The organism is Pseudarthrobacter sp. NPDC092439, from assembly GCF_044754945.1.
GTDB lineage: Bacteria > Actinomycetota > Actinomycetes > Actinomycetales > Micrococcaceae > Arthrobacter.
The window spans coordinates 98,391-114,439 of record NZ_JBIVQB010000007.1 but is presented as its reverse complement, the minus strand read 5'-3'; the positions used below and the strand labels follow the sequence as shown (position 1 = coordinate 114,439).

General features: G+C 65.7%; 18 protein-coding genes. 11 read left to right on the top strand and 7 right to left on the bottom strand.

Annotation, left to right across the window (positions count from 1 at the left end; translation table 11 throughout):
• The first annotated feature begins 92 nt into the window (after positions 1-92).
• A complete protein-coding gene (locus ACIQCM_RS14260; protein ID WP_400608080.1) occupies positions 93-731 on the top strand; it encodes a transglycosylase family protein in 639 nt (212 codons plus the stop codon).
• A 192-nt stretch (positions 732-923) separates the two neighbouring features.
• On the opposite strand, the gene ACIQCM_RS14255 is transcribed toward ACIQCM_RS14260, so the two are convergent.
• Complete coding sequence (locus tag ACIQCM_RS14255; RefSeq protein WP_400608269.1) at positions 924-1,451, bottom strand: hypothetical protein; 528 nt, start codon at positions 1,449-1,451, stop codon at positions 924-926.
• Positions 1,452-1,667: 216 nt separating this feature from the next.
• Here ACIQCM_RS14255 and ACIQCM_RS14250 point away from each other — a divergent pair, with 216 nt between their 5' ends.
• From ACIQCM_RS14250 to ACIQCM_RS14240, 3 genes are all read left to right on the top strand, one after another.
• The gene (locus tag ACIQCM_RS14250; RefSeq protein ID WP_400608082.1) at positions 1,668-2,570 is read left to right on the top strand and encodes an MSMEG_6728 family protein; all 903 of its coding nucleotides are present in this window, start codon (positions 1,668-1,670) and stop codon (positions 2,568-2,570) included.
• 4 nt (positions 2,571-2,574) lie between these two features.
• A complete protein-coding gene (locus tag ACIQCM_RS14245) occupies positions 2,575-3,435 on the top strand; it encodes an SDR family oxidoreductase (protein WP_400608085.1) in 861 nt (286 codons plus the stop codon).
• Positions 3,436-3,581: 146 nt separating this feature from the next.
• On the top strand, positions 3,582-5,234 hold the full coding sequence (locus ACIQCM_RS14240; protein WP_400608088.1) for a DUF222 domain-containing protein: 1,653 nt from the start codon (positions 3,582-3,584) through the stop codon (positions 5,232-5,234).
• Positions 5,235-5,249: 15 nt separating this feature from the next.
• Here the strand turns inward: ACIQCM_RS14240 and ACIQCM_RS14235 are convergent, their stop codons facing one another.
• Positions 5,250-5,585 carry a hypothetical protein gene (locus tag ACIQCM_RS14235; protein ID WP_400608091.1) on the bottom strand — a complete coding sequence of 112 codons (336 nt, stop codon included), beginning with the start codon at positions 5,583-5,585 and terminating at the stop codon, positions 5,250-5,252.
• Positions 5,586-5,648: 63 nt separating this feature from the next.
• Between ACIQCM_RS14235 and ACIQCM_RS14230 the strand changes: the two genes are divergently transcribed.
• Positions 5,649-6,446: a ZIP family metal transporter gene (locus ACIQCM_RS14230; protein ID WP_400608094.1), complete on the top strand. Its 798-nt coding sequence runs from the start codon at positions 5,649-5,651 to the stop codon at positions 6,444-6,446.
• A gap of 19 nt (positions 6,447-6,465) precedes the next feature.
• Here ACIQCM_RS14230 and ACIQCM_RS14225 read toward each other — a convergent pair whose 3' ends face one another.
• Complete coding sequence (locus ACIQCM_RS14225) at positions 6,466-8,922, bottom strand: Tex family protein (protein ID WP_400608271.1); 2,457 nt, start codon at positions 8,920-8,922, stop codon at positions 6,466-6,468.
• A 149-nt stretch (positions 8,923-9,071) separates the two neighbouring features.
• Between ACIQCM_RS14225 and ACIQCM_RS14220 the strand changes: the two genes are divergently transcribed.
• Positions 9,072-9,368: a hypothetical protein gene (locus tag ACIQCM_RS14220; RefSeq protein WP_400608097.1), complete on the top strand. Its 297-nt coding sequence runs from the start codon at positions 9,072-9,074 to the stop codon at positions 9,366-9,368.
• Between the two features lie 19 nt (positions 9,369-9,387).
• Here ACIQCM_RS14220 and ACIQCM_RS14215 read toward each other — a convergent pair whose 3' ends face one another.
• From ACIQCM_RS14215 to ACIQCM_RS14205, 3 genes are all read right to left on the bottom strand, one after another.
• Positions 9,388-10,458, bottom strand: a complete 1,071-nt coding sequence (locus ACIQCM_RS14215; protein WP_400608099.1) for an alkene reductase — start codon at positions 10,456-10,458, stop codon at positions 9,388-9,390.
• Between the two features lie 129 nt (positions 10,459-10,587).
• Positions 10,588-11,520, bottom strand: a complete 933-nt coding sequence (locus ACIQCM_RS14210; protein ID WP_400608102.1) for a hypothetical protein — start codon at positions 11,518-11,520, stop codon at positions 10,588-10,590.
• Positions 11,521-11,525: 5 nt separating this feature from the next.
• On the bottom strand, positions 11,526-12,014 hold the full coding sequence (locus ACIQCM_RS14205) for a DUF6318 family protein (RefSeq protein ID WP_400633685.1): 489 nt from the start codon (positions 12,012-12,014) through the stop codon (positions 11,526-11,528).
• 440 nt (positions 12,015-12,454) lie between these two features.
• Here ACIQCM_RS14205 and bioB point away from each other — a divergent pair, with 440 nt between their 5' ends.
• The 5 genes from bioB (at position 12,455) to ACIQCM_RS14180 (ending at position 15,256) form a co-directional block, all read left to right on the top strand.
• Positions 12,455-13,462: a biotin synthase BioB gene (gene bioB / locus ACIQCM_RS14200; protein ID WP_400608107.1), complete on the top strand. Its 1,008-nt coding sequence runs from the start codon at positions 12,455-12,457 to the stop codon at positions 13,460-13,462.
• A gap of 8 nt (positions 13,463-13,470) precedes the next feature.
• The gene (locus tag ACIQCM_RS14195) at positions 13,471-13,725 is read left to right on the top strand and encodes a hypothetical protein (RefSeq protein ID WP_400608110.1); all 255 of its coding nucleotides are present in this window, start codon (positions 13,471-13,473) and stop codon (positions 13,723-13,725) included.
• Between the two features lie 68 nt (positions 13,726-13,793).
• Positions 13,794-14,228: a pyridoxamine 5'-phosphate oxidase family protein gene (locus tag ACIQCM_RS14190; protein WP_400608112.1), complete on the top strand. Its 435-nt coding sequence runs from the start codon at positions 13,794-13,796 to the stop codon at positions 14,226-14,228.
• A 19-nt stretch (positions 14,229-14,247) separates the two neighbouring features.
• Positions 14,248-14,754, top strand: a complete 507-nt coding sequence (locus ACIQCM_RS14185) for a very short patch repair endonuclease (RefSeq protein ID WP_400608115.1) — start codon at positions 14,248-14,250, stop codon at positions 14,752-14,754.
• A 79-nt stretch (positions 14,755-14,833) separates the two neighbouring features.
• Positions 14,834-15,256, top strand: coding sequence for an Hpt domain-containing protein (locus ACIQCM_RS14180; RefSeq protein ID WP_400608273.1), 423 nt, complete (start codon positions 14,834-14,836; stop codon positions 15,254-15,256).
• Here the strand turns inward: ACIQCM_RS14180 and ACIQCM_RS14175 are convergent.
• Positions 15,217-16,047 (bottom strand): response regulator transcription factor, encoded by an 831-nt coding sequence (locus ACIQCM_RS14175; protein ID WP_400608118.1) that lies wholly within the window; start codon positions 16,045-16,047, stop codon positions 15,217-15,219. The genes ACIQCM_RS14180 and ACIQCM_RS14175 overlap by 40 nt on opposite strands.
• Positions 16,048-16,049: the final 2 nt, after the last annotated feature.

Below are 16,049 nucleotides of genomic sequence, written 5' to 3'. Positions count from 1 at the left end.
CGAAGTTGACCTCTATTCGTCAGGGGCGGGCAGTGGCGCGATCATCTTCGGGGACGGAGCCAGCGCTGGTGGCCTTCAGGAGCATCACCATCATGAAAAACACCACTTTCCGTACTGCCGCGCGCCGCGGGATGACCGTAGCTGCCATTTCCGCAGCAGGCCTCGCTCTCTCCGCCACTGCCGCAAACGCCACCACCAGCTCCTCCACCTGGGATGCCCTGGCCGAGTGCGAGAGCGGCGGCAACTGGTCGATCGATACCGGCAATGGCTTCAGCGGCGGACTGCAGTTCACCGACTCCACCTGGTCCGCATACGGCGGCACCGGCGCGGCATCTGATGCCACCCGCGAAGAGCAGATTGCCGTAGCTGAGCAGGTCCAGGCTTCACAGGGCTGGGGCGCCTGGCCCTCCTGTTCCGCCCAGCTGGGCCTGAGCGGCGGCGCGACGGGCACGGTCCAGGCAGCCCCGGTTGAAGCCGCTCCGGTCCAGTCAGCCCCGGTGGAGAGCGTGCCGGTACAGAACGCCCCGGTGGGCACCCCTGGCGCCGCGCACGCAGCCGAGGTGGCACTGAGCGGCGAGACCCACACCCTCGCCGCCGGCGAAACGCTGAGCATCGTGGCTGAAAAGCTGGGCATCGAAGGCGGCTGGCAGCACTTGGCCGACGCGAACGCGGACACCATCGCTGACCCGGACCTCGTCTTCGAAGGCCAGGTCCTGCAGCTCCCCGCGTAATCCAGCACCCGCGGCTGCGCCAGCAGTTGCACCGCCCGCCCAGGGCGACCCAATATCGGGCCGGCGATAGACAAATTCCGTTGGCCACAAAGCACGACGCCGGCACCCCCAAACGGAGGTGCCGGCGTCGTGCTTTAACTGTTGCTGCCCCGAACCGGGACGGCCAGGGGAAACGGATGTTGGGCCAGCGCGTCAGCCGGCTGCGGGAAGTTCCCGGACGATGCGCACTTTCCAGGCGGAGTCGTCGCTGGTATCCAGCAGCGCCACCGTGCCGTGCGCAAGGTTCAGGGCAACTCGCTTGACGGCAAGCAGTTCAAGGTAGAGCTGCTCATTCATCCGGCTGGGAGTGTCGATCATGTACTTCACGGCGTCCCGCACCTTGCGGTAGTTGGCACTGCGTTCGCGGTGCATGTGCAGTTCCAGCGCGGAGCGCTGGCGGATCCTGGGCTCGTGCCGGTTGATGAGGGTCACCGCCACATGCACGCCGACCACCAGCGCCAGCGAAACGCCGTAGATCCACCAACCGCTCGAGAGCAGGAACAGGGGGAGGTTGCCGATGGCGACGATTGCGACGATTACGCGGAGCGCTGCGATCCTGCGCACGGTGCGGGCGACTGCCGCCATGCCGTCACGGAAGCGGTGCTGCTCGTGGAGCGCGGCGGCCGGGTCCAGGGTGAACTCGTCAAGGACCAGGATGCCATTGGCCTCCGGGGCGAGCATTTGGCCGTAGCGGGGCAGCGGGGCCGGTGCTTTTTCAGGGATAAATTGGGATGCAGTAGTCATGGGAAGCTTCCAAAACGCTGGGGTGGTTGCGGAGATCTTAGTGCACCCGAAGCGCCGCCGTATGCGTGCGTCCATTATTCGGACACCTCGCGCAAGGATGTGTCCGCGGGCACTGCAATTGGAACATCGGCCGGTTGCCGTCAGACTGAATGGATGCAAACCTTCCTCCCGCACCCTGATTTCCGGCAAAGCGCCGCCGCCCTGGACACCGCCCGGCTCGGAAAGCAGCGCGTTGAGGCGCTCCAGATCCTGCGTGCACTGGTCATTCCGGAATACGGCTGGCAGACCCACCCCGCCGTGCGCATGTGGATGGGGCACGTGCCCGCGCTCACCATGTACGGGCTGGCGATGGTTGAGGAGTGGGAGCAGCGCGGCCACCCGGATAACACCCGTGCCAACATCACCGAGTTCGCGCCCCAGGCCGCCCACCCGGACTACGCTGCGAAGATCACCCTGCCGCCGTGGCTGGGTGATCCTGATTTCCACCTGAGCCACCGCTCGCGGCTGCTCCGCAAGGAACCGGCCTTCTACGGCTCCGTCTTTACCGATGCCACCCCGGACCTGGATTACGTCTGGCCCGAACCGCGGCACGAGTTCCTGCCCCAGGAGCCGGAGGGTGAGATCCTCTGGATCCTCCGTTCCCCGCACGACGATGTCGACCCCGCCACGCTGGACACGGTCGCCCTGCCCTTCGTGAACCGCAGCGCCGCTGCCGCGGCTGAGGAGTACTCCCCGGTCTACATCGAGGACGGTTCGCGCCGGCCGTCGAAGCAACCCAAGAAGGCTGCACCCAGGCCCAAGCTGAAGAAGCCCACCCGCAAGCGTCAGGCGCAGGAGGAAGCGTTCTCCACCCTTCCGGGCAAGACCCCGGTGGCTGTGCCGTTTGAAAACGGCTCCAAGTTCGCCGTGGGCCAGGTGGTGGGCCGGCCCATCACGCTGGAGGATGGCCGGTTCGGCCGGAACTTCACGGTCACCGAGATCATCGACCGATCGGCCTTCACCTACCCGGCATTGTTGCAGGACCCACGGGTGTTCTTCCCGGTGGAGGCTCCGTAATAGCATGACGATCCTCTTGGCCGGCTGCGGAGACCTGGGCGCCGAGGCAGGGCTGCGGTTCGCCGCGCAGGGGCACCGCGTTGTCGGGTGGCGGCGCAGCCCCGCGAAACTGCCGCCTGCCATCGAAGGCGTGGCGGCTGACTTGAGTGCCCCCGATCTTCCCCGGGTCCCGGCCGATACCAACGCCGTCGTAATTGCCGTGGCAGCTGACTCCCCCAGCGAGGAGGCCTACCGGGCCGCCTACCTGGGCGCTGTGAACCACGTGCTGGATGCGTTGATGCGTGACCGCGTCGCGCCGCAACGGGTCCTGTTCGTCTCTTCCACCGCGGTGTACGGCGACGCGGGCGGCGACTGGGTGGACGAGAGCACCATGCCGAACCCCGGGGGATTCTCGGGCCGGGTCCTGGTGGAGGCGGAGGACCTGCTGCATACCCGGCTGGCGGGCACCGGGACTGCGGCGGTGTCGCTGCGGCTGGGCGGCATCTACGGGCCGGGCCGCACCCGGCTCATCGACCAGGTGAAGACCGGATCCGCCGTCATCCCCCGCGACGTCCGTTACACGAACCGGATCCACCGGGATGACGCGGCAGCCTCGATTGTGCAGTTGTGCAGCATGACGGCGGACCCCGCGCCCCTCTATGTGGGGGTGGATGACGCCCCCGCGGACCTGGGCTCCGTATTGCGGTTCCTGGCAAACGAACTGGGACTCGCTGAACCGCCCGTGGGCGACGCCGGGCCTGCCCGAGGTGGCAATAAGCGCTGCCGGAACACCCTGCTGCGGAGCACCGGCGTGGACTTTGTGTTTCCCACCTTCCGTGAGGGGTACCGGAGTGTCCTGGCGGGGCACGGAACCAGGCACCCTTAGGAGAACGCCGTTAGCGGCCCCGGAAGCTACCGGACGGCTGCCGTGGCAGCCACCCGGTGACACGTCAATGTCCCCGTCCGGGCGGGTTGTCCACATAGGGAAATTGGCCGGTGACGGCGGGCGCTGCCGTTTGACAGGGTTGAGTCGTGGAAGCATTCGGGCAAGCTCTTGCGGGGAATGGCGCGGACGACGCCGGCACGCGGCTTGGCGTGCCGGGCCGCCTTCACGCCGTGGCCGTCTCCGATTTCGGGGGCGCTGACCCGGCTGAACCGGAGCTGGGCCCTGATCTGGCCCGTTGGGTGGAGCGCGCTGGTGTCCTGATTTCGGCGGCAACTTCCGTGGCGTCGGCGTCGCTGGATGCGGTGTCCTACGTGGAGGCTGCCCACACAGCCGGCATGGTGGAGGAACTCGCCCGGAGGGTGGAATACCTCCAGCTTCTGGCGGCGGGCGCAGTGGAGCGGACCCGGACCCGGGCCATCAGTGTGGCAAATGCAGCAAGCGCAGCGGGCCGGCCGGACGGGACGGCCAGGACTTCCCCCGCGGACGACGGTTGCCGGGACGCTTCCGAATTCCTCCGAATCAGCCTGCGGATCCCCAGGCAGGAAGCGCGCCGCCGGCTGGCCTTGGCGTGCCAGGTCCTGCCAGCCACCGCCCTGACGGGCGAGATTGTCCCGGCCTCCCGAAGCCATCTGGCTGCCGCACTTATGCCAGAGGTCTGTGGCCCTGAGCAGCTGCCCTCCCCCGACACGGCGGACGAAAAACTGCCCCGCCTGGCCGCGCCACAAATGTCCTCATACGCCGGAACCGTCATCAGCGCCACTTTGGACCGGCTTGAACAGCTCACCACTCCGGCGGTCCTGGACCGGATCGAACAAGACCTGAGCCGGACCGCAGGGTCCGCCGACCCGGACTTCCTGGTACGGGTGGCCCGGCGCTGGGCCGAGACCGTCGACGCCGATGGCACCGAGCCCAGCGAAGAGGCCCTTCGCCAAATCCAGGGTGCGTTCATCCGGAAGCCCCGGCACGGCCTTCACCACATCGAGGTATTCGCCACCACCGACCAGTTCGAGCACCTTCTCACGGTCATGAACGCGGCGACCAATCCGCGGGCGAACGTCGAGGCAGGTGGGGCCAAGGAGGCGATGGAACCCCGGAGCTTCTCCGACGGCAAACCTCCCGGGGCCGAGGTCCGGCTCGACCTTCGCTCCCGCCCGCAGAAGCAGCTGGATGGGATCGTAGCTGCGGTCAAGGCGGGACTGTCCACCGATGCACTGCCGGCAACTGGTGGGCGCAGGCCGCAAATTATGGCCACGGTCCACTACAGGGACCTGTTTCCGCAGGAGCCTCATGTGGGGGCCGGCACCGGAGCGTTCGCCTTCACAGGACCGGTGGCCGCCGCGAGCCTCCGCAAGCTGGCGTGCGACGCGGACATCCTTCCGGTCCTCTTGGGTTCCAGCAGCGAAGTCCTCGACCTCGGCCGCAGGACAAGGCTGTTCACGACGGCGCAGCGGACTGCGCTGACGGCCCGCGACCAGGGCTGCACGTTTCCCAACTGCACCATGCCCGCTCCCTGGTGCGAGGCACATCATGTCCACTACTGGTCCCGGGGCGGCGCCACGTCGGTAGACAACGCTGCGTTGCTTTGCTCCCATCACCACCACGTCATCCACAAGGAGGAGTGGGGTATCACCATGCGCAACGGCATCCCGTGGTTTACCCCGCCGGGCCATATCGATCCCAGGCGGACGCCCCAGCGGAACCGGTATTTCAGTCCGCCGCCGCTGCCGAGGTCCACTTAGCTTTTTGCGCGGCTTTTATGGCTCTCCGGTCGCTTCGTCCTGCCAGCCGAAGCCTTCACGGAAGGTTGCTACCAAAGTTCCCACTCCGGCTTGCAGTGAGTTGGACGGGTCAAAGTAAAGGGACCCCTCCGTGGCGCGGCTGTGTCCGATGAGCTGTTCGGCTTCGAGCTTGGCTTCGGGGACCGTGGCACCGACGATGCCGGTGCGTGCAGGCAGCTCGGAGGCATGGACGTGTTCGGCGCGGGTCTCTGACAACGGGATGGTCGTGCCGGAATTGATCTCATCATGGGGAAACTCGAACTCGTCCGCACCGGCAGGGGCAGGAATTGTGTACTCCAGGAAATAGGTCATACGCCCACCATTACAGAAAAACCCGCACTGCCGAAAGTCGAACACCGCTCCTATACTTGCGGCATGTTGATGTCGTTGTGGTTCGGCGTCATTGCATCCAGTGCCCTGTTGCTGGGTGCCCTCATCGGTGTACGCTTCGAGCTTCCAAAACGGCTGCTGGCCATGCTTCTGGCTTTCGCTGCCGGTTCGCTCATTACTGCCTTGGCGTTCGAACTGTTCCAGGACGCCTACGAACGCGGCGGCATCATCAGGGCTGCCGCAGGCTTGCTGCTGGGGGCCGTGGTTTTTACTGTGCTCAGCGCATTCCTTGACCGCTGGGCCCAGCCAGGACCCGCGGAAGAGGCCGCCCCTGCGGACGAGGTGCGAGGCAGTGCGAAGCTGGACACGGGAGCCGCCGTCCAGGAGAAGCCTGCAACCGCAGCCTCAACGCAGGGCGCCGCCGGGCTGGCCTTGCTGGCGGCAGTAACCCTCGATGGAGTTCCGGAGAACATAGCGCTCGGGGTCTCACTGGGGGAAGGGACCGGCGGGCTGGCGCTGTTGGCGGCCATCTTCGTCTCGAATCTCCCCGAGGCGTTGGTCGGAGCGGCATCGATGCGCAGCCAGGGCCGCTCCGCCGGGAGCATTATCGGGCTCTGGGTGGCTTGTGGCATCCTGCTGGTGGCCGCCGTCGTCATTGGCGCCGGCCCACTGAGCGGGACAGACCCGGAAGCCATCTCCCTGCCATTGGCGTTCGCCGCCGGGGCCGTGATCGCTTCGCTCGCGGACACCCTGATGCCCGAAGCCTACGAACACGGAGGTCCGGCGGTGGCACTCAGCACTGCGGCCGGCTTCGTCCTCGCCTTCGTGCTTTCGCTCGCCTGACATCTAGCCCGACGGGCGACTACTTACCCAGGCCAGCCCTGCGAAGCGCCTCAGCCATGGCCGTGTTGGCCGGATCCGGATCCGGATCCGGATCCGGGACCGCCCTGCCGGGGGCCTTTCCGGGAGCCTTTCCGGGGGCCCGTGAAGGCTTCTTGCCGGATCCCGTTCCGGGCCTTTGGGCCAGACCCGTGCCGGATCCCTTCGGGCCCGGCTGCCCGACACGGGAGTCATTTCCGCGCTGCCGCGAGGCATTGCCGGAAACGGCACCGGGCTCGTCGTCGAGCCTCAAGGTCAGCGAGATCCGCTTACGTTCAGGGTCCGCTGCCAGGACCTTGACGCGGACAACCTGGCCGGACTTGACCACCTCACGGGGGTCGGCGACGAACCGGTCGGCCAGCGCCGAAACGTGCACCAGTCCATCCTGGTGAACACCGACGTCCACGAAGGCACCGAAGGCCGCCACGTTGGTGACCGTCCCTTCAAGCACCATTCCCGGCCTGAGGTCCGAGATCTTCTCAATGCCTTCAGAGAACGTTGCCGCAGCAAAGGCCGGGCGGGGATCGCGCCCGGGCTTGTCGAGTTCCGCCTGGATGTCCCGGACGGTGGGCAGCCCAAACGTGTCGTCCACGAATGCGGCGGGATCCAGCGAAGCGGCAGGCGCCGAGCCGGCGGCCGCGCGGATCCGCCGCGCCACAGCGTACGCCTCAGGGTGCACGCTGGACGCGTCCAGGGGCTCGGCTCCCCCCGTGATGCGCAGGAACCCGGCGCACTGTTCAAAAGCCTTCGCACCTAGCCGGGGGACCTTCTTCAAGTCTGCGCGTTTGGCGAAGGGGCCGTTCTGGTTGCGGTACGCCACGATGTTCTGGCTAAGGAGCGGCCCGACGCCGGCCACCCGGCTCAGGAGCGCCGGCGAGGCTGTGTTCACGTCCACGCCAACGGCATTCACGCAGTCCTCCACCACAGCGTCCAGGCTGCGGTCCAGTTTCGCCGCCGTGACGTCGTGCTGGTACTGGCCCACGCCAATGGATTTCGGGTCGATCTTGACCAGCTCGGCCAGCGGGTCCTGGAGGCGCCGGGCAATTGATACTGCACCGCGCAAGGACACATCCATTCCGGGCAGCTCGGCGGCGGCGAGCGCGGAGGCCGAGTAGACGGAGGCGCCAGCCTCGGACACCACGAGCTTTTGTGGCTTCCGGTCCACGTCCGGCAGCAGTTTGATGAGGTCAGAGGCCAGTTTGTCCGTTTCGCGGGAGCCGGTGCCGTTGCCGATGGCGATAAGTTCGACGTTGTGCTGCCGCGCCAGCCGGGACAGGGCGGCGAGGGCTTCGTCCCATTTCCTGGCCGGTGCGTGCGGGTAAACAGTATCCGTCGCCACCACCTTTCCGGTCCCGTCCACAACGGCTACCTTCACGCCGGTGCGCAGGCCGGGGTCCAGTCCCAGGGTTGAGCGGTTGCCGGCCGGGGCAGCGAGGAGGACGTCGCGCAGGTTGGCGGCGAAGACGCGGACCGCCTCGTCTTCCGCGGCGGCAAACATCCTGCCGCGCAGGTCAGCCGTGAGACGGGCCAGGACGCGGGAACGCCAGGCCAGCTGGGCGGTCTGCACCAGCCAGGCATCGGCCGGCCGGCCGCGGTCGGCAACCCCGAGGAACCTGGCTACCGCAGACTCGTAGCGGGTGCGGGCGGCGGCCAGGGCGCCGTCGTCCGCGGGGTCTGCTTCAGCCAGATCGAGGTCAAGGATCCCGTCCTTCTCACCCCGAAGCAGCGCCAGCACCCGGTGGGAAGGCATGCCGGCGGGGGCCTGCGCGAACTCGAAGTAGTCGGCAAATTTTTGACCTTCAGACTCCTTGCCCTTCTTCACCCGGGAGACGAGCCTCCCCTGGGTCCACAGCCGTTCGCGGAGGGTCTCGGCAAGGTCTGCATCCTGCGCGGCACGCTCCACGAGGATGGAACGGGCTCCGGCAAGAGCGGCCGCAGAGTCATCGATGGCGTGCTGTGCATTGCGGTACTTGGCGGCCTCACGCTCGGGGTCAAGGTCCGGATGCTTGACCAAGGCGTCCGCGAGCGGTTCCAGCCCGGCTTCGCGCGCGGCCTGTGCCTTGGTCCGGCGCTTGGATTTGAACGGGAGGTAGATGTCCTCCAACCGGGACTTGGTGTCAGCGGAGAGGATTGCCTTCTTCAGTTCGGGCGTCAGCTGGCCCTGCGCGTCAATCGCATCGAGGATAGTACGACGGCGGTCCGCCAGTTCGCGGAGGTAGCGGAGGCGTTCGTCGAGCTCGCGGAGCTGGCCGTCGTCCAGCGTCCCGGTGGCTTCCTTGCGGTAGCGGGCAATAAACGGAACGGTGGATCCGCCGTCGAGCAGTTCGACTGCCGCTTTGACCTGCCATGGCTTTACGCCGAGCTCATCGGCCAGCTGGGCGTGGATTGCCCCGTCTGGGCGGTCTGTCGACGTTGACGTTGGGGCTGGGGTGCGCGGCAGTTGGGTCACCAGAACATCTTGCCGTATGCGTCCTGCGCGCTCCACCGGGGCGCCAGGTCTCCTGCTGCTGGGGGCTGTTCCGCTGCGGCACCAAAAGTGCTGTGATGGAACTGCCGTCACCGGCTCCGCTGCTCGAGGAAGAGGCACCCATGAGGGAACTGCTGGTCGTATTTCAAGAGGGGTTCGAGGACGCCAACATCACCTTGACGGTCAATGGCAAGCAGGCGCGGAGGGATGTTGGGGTGTCAACAAATCCTATTCTGGGCATCGCTGCGGAAGTCTCGGTGGAGCTCCCGGCAAAGGGCGCACAGGTGGGAGTGGAGGTCACTAACCGCGGGCTGAAGGCCATCAAGAAAGTCACTGGCAGGCCAAGGAGCGTCCTCGTTTCCGTCGAGGACGGAAAACTGGTGATGCGGGAGGGGACCGGCCGGGAAGCGTTGCTTTAAGGGCTACCCGGCCGGCAGGTCAGCCCCGGTAGGCCGGGTAGTCCGTGTAGCCCTCGGCGCCCGAGGCGTAGAAGGTGGCGGCGTCCGGCTCATTCAGCGGCAGGCTTTCCCGCCAGCGGCGGGCGAGATCCGGGTTGGCGAGGGCGGGCCTGCCCACCACCACGGCATCTGCGTGGCCGGAGGACACCAGACCGGCTGCCTCGTCCCGCGTAGTGACAACAGCGAAGCCGGTGTTCACCAGAAATGTGCCGCTAAAGCGGGCGCGAAGGTCCTGCACCAGCTCGCCCGATGGGTCGTGGTGGAGGATGCTGAGGTAGGCGAGGTTCAACGGTGCGATGCTGTCCACGAGCACTTCGTAGGTGGCGCGGACATCACCCCGGTCCGTTTCGGCAATGCCCTGGACGTTGTGCTCGGGCGAGATGCGGATACCCACCCGGTTGGCACCCAATGCGGCCACCACCGCGTTAACGGTTTCGATGACGAAGCGCGCCCGGTTCTCCGGAGAGCCGCCGTAGCTGTCGGTCCGGACGTTCGAGTTGGGCGCCAGGAATTCGTGCAGAAGGTAACCGTTGGCGGAGTGGAGTTCCACGCCATCGAACCCTGCCTCCACAGCATTAAGCGAGGCTGTGACGATTTCCTGGATGACCACCGGAAGTTCATCCGTGGTCAGGGCATGCGGCACGGGGTACGGCTGCTTGCCCGACGGGGTGCGGACTTCGCCCTCGATGGCCACCGGGCTGGGCGCGACAACGTTCTGGCCGCCCGTGATTTCAGGGTGCGAGACCCGGCCTCCGTGCATGATCTGAGCGAACATGCGGCCGCCCTCGGCGTGCACGGCGTCCGTGACCTTCTTCCAGCCGGCGATCTGATCTCCAGTCGCGATGCCGGGCTGGCCGGCGTAGGAGCGGCCGGCGATAGTGGGATAGATTCCCTCGCTGATGATGAGTCCCAACGAAGCACGCTGACGGTAGTGTTCCGCCACGAGCGACCCGGGAATGCCGGCCTCACCGGCTCGGAGCCGGGTCAGGGGCGCCATGACCAGACGGTTGGGAAGCTCGAGTTCGCCAAGGATCAAAGGGGAAAACAGCATGCGCGGTTCCTTTCAGGGACAGAAGCGGTACTGCCATTGCCAACCTCACGGACCGGGCTGCTATTCCGGGTGGGACAGGGGTCACAGGGGTGGGCCGGACGCCCGAAAGGTTTTAGGCAACGCCAGTTCCTACGAACCCGGACAACCCTGCCCACTCGGATTCACGTTGCAGTCGTCTGCGTAGTTACGCGTGATTGAACGCCAAACGCTGATCGTTTGGGGGGCGGCACTGAACTGGCCTTCTCCAGGAATCGGCAGCGGAGGTCCGTCGTTGACGGAGTACGTCCCCCGGAAACTGGTGGTCATGACGACTTGGAAGTCCCCTGTAGCCCCGTAGGCGTGGCTGGTCCTGGTTTTCTCACCCCAGCGATCCTGCGGTAAGGGTCCGCCCATGGAAGGCTGGGGCCCAAAGACCGCTCCATCGCCGTAATTCCATGTGTACTGAACTGGCGTGGCCACGACATGAACCTTCTGGCCGAACATGGTGATGTCGAACTGTTGCTCTCGAGCGTCAGCGTAGAAATTGGTCTCCGCTCCCCGCAGCGTGTGCGGGCTCGGCTGGGCAACGACGGCTCCAGCGTCAACCGGCAGGGCTTCGAATCGTTTCTGGATGGCACCGGCAATCCGCGGAAGAACGTCTTCCGGCTTCGGATCATAAAGGCATGTGGGACCCGAATGGCGAGCCCAGACAGCACCCGGAACCCCTCGGGGCTTCGACAGCCACACAACCGGGATTCCGTCCTCATCGTTGGGGCCGTTGGTACATTTCAGTTGAGTGCGGAGGCACACCGAGTCGAAATCCCCGTCGCCCAAGTGGCACTGCAGCTCGTATTTGTAATCGTTTGGGTCCGTGGGTGCTTGGCCTGGAGCCAGCCGCACCGGAAACCCGGTTTCCTTGTCAAGGATCCATTTGTCTGCGCCAACATGAATCCCACGGTCTACGTAACCAAAATCGATTTTCTTCTCATCGCCAGCCACCGCCTCGTCCGCCAAGACCAGTTCTCCGCTGGTACTGATGAGAATCAACGCAAGTAGTGCCGCGCCCAGGCTACGCTTATTCATCGCGTCTAGCCTATGAATCCGATCTCATCCATGGCCCAGCCGTCAGGGCCAAAAGTGGCACTTGCGCGGCTACCACTGTTAGTGGAGGGCGTCGGATCTTGATACAGAGTTCCGTCCGGCCTTCTTATTTCAACATCCTGCTGAATTACCTGCACGACTGAATATGCGTCCTGTCCCGGCGCAAGCCGGGCCGTTATGGCAGGAGTCTCAATCTTGCCCCCGACCACCCAACGGCCCTCGCCCCATGCTTCCTCAATACCTTCACGAAGGCCAGCGCAAAAACGGCACCCCGGCGCAGAAGCACCCGCGAGAGGTCGGGTATCACCAGTCTGATAGCCGTAGTCGAGAAGCTGATACCAATACTTGGTAAACGCTTCCAGCCCCTCTTTAGTCTTCGTCTTTGCGACGGCCGGAAGTACTGGCACCGGCACATTCTGCGCCGGCCCGGATGCACTGGCCGGTTTATAGGCAGGAGCGGCCGTCAGGGTCGGCATCGGGGAGGGTGAAGCGCTCGCTGCCGCAGACTGGGTGCTCTCGGGGCTGGCTGCGGGACCAGGTGCAGGGCCAGCGCATCCAGCGAGCATCAACGCCGCTGCCGCAACCACTGCGACGCCGCCAAGCGATGCATGCTTAGAGATAACGTGCGTTGTCATGGGCCGCTACTCCCCCAATAGTCTTCAAAACGGCGTGCTCCGGACGGTGATTCAAGAGTAGCCCAGCTCACATTCCCTCAGTCAAAGTTATCCACAGCCACTCGTCCTCGGTTCTACCACCCCGGCGGCCTAGGAGGAAGTCACATTCGGATGCCGCTGCGAGGCAAACCGCAATACAAACCCTTCCCCGCCGGCTTGTGGCCCTCCAACAAAAACAGCCCACCCACCCCAAACTACGGTCAGAAAGAGAGACTCACTGCCCCACCAGTTAAGGAACCTCAATGACGATGCCCCCGCAGCAACTCACCCACCCGATCCTCGAAACAGCGCGCCGGCAGGTCCTCGAAGACGGGGTCGGCCTCAGCGAGGCGCAGCTCATCGACGTCCTCCGCCTCCCGGACGAGGCCCTACCGGCCGCCCTGGACCTGGCCCACCAGGTCCGCCTCCGACACTGCGGGGTAGACGTCGAAGTCGAAGGCATCATCTCGATCAAGACCGGCGGCTGCCCGGAAGACTGCCACTTCTGCAGCCAGTCCGGCCTCTTCGATTCCCCCGTCCGCAGCGTCTGGTTGGACATTCCGGAACTGGTCAAAGCAGCGAAGGAAACCGCCGCCACCGGCGCCACGGAGTTCTGCATCGTCGCCGCCGTCCGCGGCCCGGACATCAAACTGATGAACCAGATCAAGTTCGCCATCGACCGCATCAACGAGGAAGTGGATATCAACATCGCCTGCTCCCTGGGCATGCTGACCCAGGGCCAAGTGGACCAGCTCAAAGAATGGGGTGTGCACCGCTACAACCACAACCTCGAAACAGCACGCAGCTACTTCCCCAAGGTCGTCACCACCCACACCTACGAGGAGCGCCTCGAAACCTGCAACATGGTCAAGGACGCCGGCATGGAACTGTGCTGCGGAGCCCTGATCGGCATGGGCGAAACAGTCGAACAGCGCGCCGAACTCGCCGCCCTCGAACCCCACGAAGTTCCGCTCAACTTCCTCAACCCGCGCCCCGGAACCCCGCTGGAAAACCAGGAGATTATGGACGGCAAGGACGCCCTGCGCGCCATCGCCGCCTTCCGCCTTGCCATGCCCCGCACGGTCCTCCGCTACGCTGGCGGCCGCGAACTCACCCTCGGCGACCTCGGCACCCGCGAAGGCCTCCTGGGCGGCATCAACGCGGTCATTGTCGGCAATTACCTCACCACCCTGGGCCGCCCCGCAGACGCCGATCTCAGCCTCCTCGTGGACCTCAACATGCCCATCAAGGAACTCCAGAAGACCCTATGAACCGTCCCGTGACCGTTCCCCAAACGCCCGCCGCACCGCGTTATTGCGGGCACTGCGGCGGGGACCTGCAGGAGGAAGCGTACGACGGCGGCGTTGTCCCGCCGTCGTACGCCCACCAGGCAGCCGCCCACCCAGGGTGCGCCCACCACCTGGAAATGGAACCGCCCCGGTACTGCGGCGAATGCCGCCGGCGCCTGAAAGTGCAGGTGTCCCCGCTCGGGTGGCGCGCGGAATGCAGCCGGCACGGCATGATCCTTTCCTGACAGGCACAAGATGAAAGAAGGGACTTCCGGCACTGGCAAACTTCTACCGAACGTAGAAGGATGAGTCCATGATGTTCGAACATGCAGATGCAAATCCCGTACTGGAACTCAACGACGAGCAGTCCTGGAAGCTGCTGGAAGGCACAAGGCACGGCCGGCTGGTGGTCTCCGTGGCCGGCGAACCTGACATCTTCCCCGTCAATTACCTGGTTTCCAACCGGAAGGTGTACCTCCGGACGGCGCCGGGAAACAAGCTCGCCCAGCTGACCATCAACGCCAAGGTTCTGTTCGAAACAGACGGCATCCTCTCCGAGGAGGCCTGGTCCGTCGTCCTTCGCGGCACCGCCCGGGTGCTGACCAACTCGAGCGAACTCGCCGCCGTGGAGGAACTCGGCCTGAAGACGTGGGTGCCCACCCTCAAGGACTTCTATGTGGAGATCGAGCCGGTCTCCATCAGCGGCCGCCATTTCGTTTTCGGCGAGCAGCCCGAGCGGGAGATCTGAATCCTCCTAGACTGGATCCATGGCGGACAAGCTCACACCTGAGCAGCGCAGCTGGAACATGTCCCGCATCCGGGGCAAGGACACGAAGCCGGAGCTGCTGGTGCGCCGGCTGCTGCACGCCAAGGGCTACCGTTACCGGCTCCACGGGCGGGCCGGGAGCCGCCGCCTTCCGGGCAACCCGGATCTTGTGTTCGCCGGCCGACGCAAGGTCATCTTCGTCAACGGCTGTTTCTGGCACTTCCACGACTGCCGCGCGGGCCTGCACGCTCCTCAAGCGAACGCCGCCTTCTGGGAGGCCAAGCGCACCCGCACCCGGGAGCGCGACGCCCGCCAGCGCAGCGAACTCGAGGCCGCGGGATGGGAAGTGCTCACGGTATGGGAATGCCAATTGAAGGACAGTTCGGCGTTGGAGAACCGACTGGTGCAGTTCCTGGACCTCCACCTCAACATAAGCCCGCAATCCCATCAAGAAACCCACAATTCTCTGCCGGACCATCCCCAGGCCCCGGGATCGGACCTACCCTGAGATGGAGCGGAGGGCCTCCGCCGACCGCTTTGTTCCCCGGCTGGTCTCGCCGCAGGACACCGGACCCGAAAGGACCGTCGTGGGCGCAGCTGATGATGTCTCCAGGCCCTTGGTGGACCAGTCCGTGCTGGACCGGTTGCGCGAGGAGCTGGAAGATGACGAAGGTTATTGCAGGATGTTCGTGGCTGACTTCATCCAGTGCCTGCCGCAGCGGATCGGCCGGCTTCGCCTGGCGCTCACCACCGGGGATCTGGACGGGTCAGTGGATGCGGTCCTGAGCCTGAAAACCTCCAGCCAGATGGTGGGCGCCGAGCGCTTGGCCGGCCTGGCCACCGAGCTGGAAAGCGAGATCCGCACGGAAGCCCGGGAAGCCGACGTAGCGGTGGCCCTCCCCCGGCTCGCAGCCTCGTTTCTGCGGCCCATCAGCCAGTGCAGCCGGCTGACCACACACCGGCTCCAGACTCAGTGTTCGGCCGGTGGCCCGCCCGGCGCCAAGCGGTAACCCACGCCGCGGACCGTCTGCAGCCAGCGGGGGTGCTGCACCGAATCGCCCAGCTTCTTCCGGAGGTTTCCCATATGGACTTCCACGGAGCGTTCGTCCGCCTCGCTGATATAGCTTCCGACGTCGTAGTCCTCCTCCCGCAGGCGCCGGACCAGGTCCGCTTTGGTGCGGACAGTCCGGCCGGCTTCCAGGATGGCGCGAAGGAGTTCGAATTCGGTGCGGGTCAGGTGCATTTCCTCCCCGTCGACGGTCACCGTGCGGGAAGCGTAACTGAGTTCAAGGCCGTTGTGGCTGTAATGCCGGTCGCCGTTCTCCACCGGATGCACAGGGTCCGTGCCGCCGGCGCGTGCAGCGGCTCCGGAAAGCCCGACGGCGGCGGCATCACCGGAGGCTCCGGCACCGGCCGGGATGGGCACGGCAGCCCGGGGCCGGCGCATCATCGCAGCCACGCGGGCCCGCAGTTCGCGCGGACGGAACGGTTTAGTGAGGTAGTCGTCGGCACCGGATTCCAGCCCGATCAGCGTGTCCAGCTCTTCGGCCCGCGCGGTGAGCATCACGATGTAGGCATCAGAGAATTCGCGGATCTGCCGGGCTACTTCGAAACCGTCGATATCCGGCAGCCCCAGGTCCAGGGTGATCACGTCGGGGCTTAGCCCGCGGGCGGCGGCAACGCCTTCCGCTCCGGAGCTCGCGACAGTCACCTCAAACCCGGCCTGGGTCAGCACCGTCCGGACCAGCTCCCGGATATCCTGATCGTCCTCAATGACAAGTCCCACTCGTGCGTCACCCATAG

Excerpts from the sequence above, each read along its gene's own strand:
- ACIQCM_RS14260 (WP_400608080.1), top strand. The coding sequence starts at position 93 with ATGAAAAACACCACTTTCCGTACTGCCGCGCGCCGCGGGATGACCGTA.
- ACIQCM_RS14210 (WP_400608102.1), bottom strand. The coding sequence starts at position 11,520 with ATGAATAAGCGTAGCCTGGGCGCGGCACTACTTGCGTTGATTCTCATC.
- ACIQCM_RS14235 (WP_400608091.1), bottom strand. The coding sequence starts at position 5,585 with ATGACCTATTTCCTGGAGTACACAATTCCTGCCCCTGCCGGTGCGGAC.
- ACIQCM_RS14215 (WP_400608099.1), bottom strand. The coding sequence starts at position 10,458 with ATGCTGTTTTCCCCTTTGATCCTTGGCGAACTCGAGCTTCCCAACCGT.
- ACIQCM_RS14175 (WP_400608118.1), bottom strand. The coding sequence starts at position 16,047 with ATGGGTGACGCACGAGTGGGACTTGTCATTGAGGACGATCAGGATATC.
- ACIQCM_RS14185 (WP_400608115.1), top strand. The coding sequence starts at position 14,248 with ATGGCGGACAAGCTCACACCTGAGCAGCGCAGCTGGAACATGTCCCGC.
- bioB (WP_400608107.1), top strand. The coding sequence starts at position 12,455 with ATGACGATGCCCCCGCAGCAACTCACCCACCCGATCCTCGAAACAGCG.
- ACIQCM_RS14245 (WP_400608085.1), top strand. The coding sequence starts at position 2,575 with ATGACGATCCTCTTGGCCGGCTGCGGAGACCTGGGCGCCGAGGCAGGG.
- ACIQCM_RS14255 (WP_400608269.1), bottom strand. The coding sequence starts at position 1,451 with ATGCTCGCCCCGGAGGCCAATGGCATCCTGGTCCTTGACGAGTTCACC.
- ACIQCM_RS14190 (WP_400608112.1), top strand. The coding sequence starts at position 13,794 with ATGATGTTCGAACATGCAGATGCAAATCCCGTACTGGAACTCAACGAC.
- ACIQCM_RS14205 (WP_400633685.1), bottom strand. The coding sequence starts at position 12,014 with ATGCCGACCCTGACGGCCGCTCCTGCCTATAAACCGGCCAGTGCATCC.
- ACIQCM_RS14230 (WP_400608094.1), top strand. The coding sequence starts at position 5,649 with ATGTTGATGTCGTTGTGGTTCGGCGTCATTGCATCCAGTGCCCTGTTG.
- ACIQCM_RS14220 (WP_400608097.1), top strand. The coding sequence starts at position 9,072 with ATGAGGGAACTGCTGGTCGTATTTCAAGAGGGGTTCGAGGACGCCAAC.
- ACIQCM_RS14250 (WP_400608082.1), top strand. The coding sequence starts at position 1,668 with ATGCAAACCTTCCTCCCGCACCCTGATTTCCGGCAAAGCGCCGCCGCC.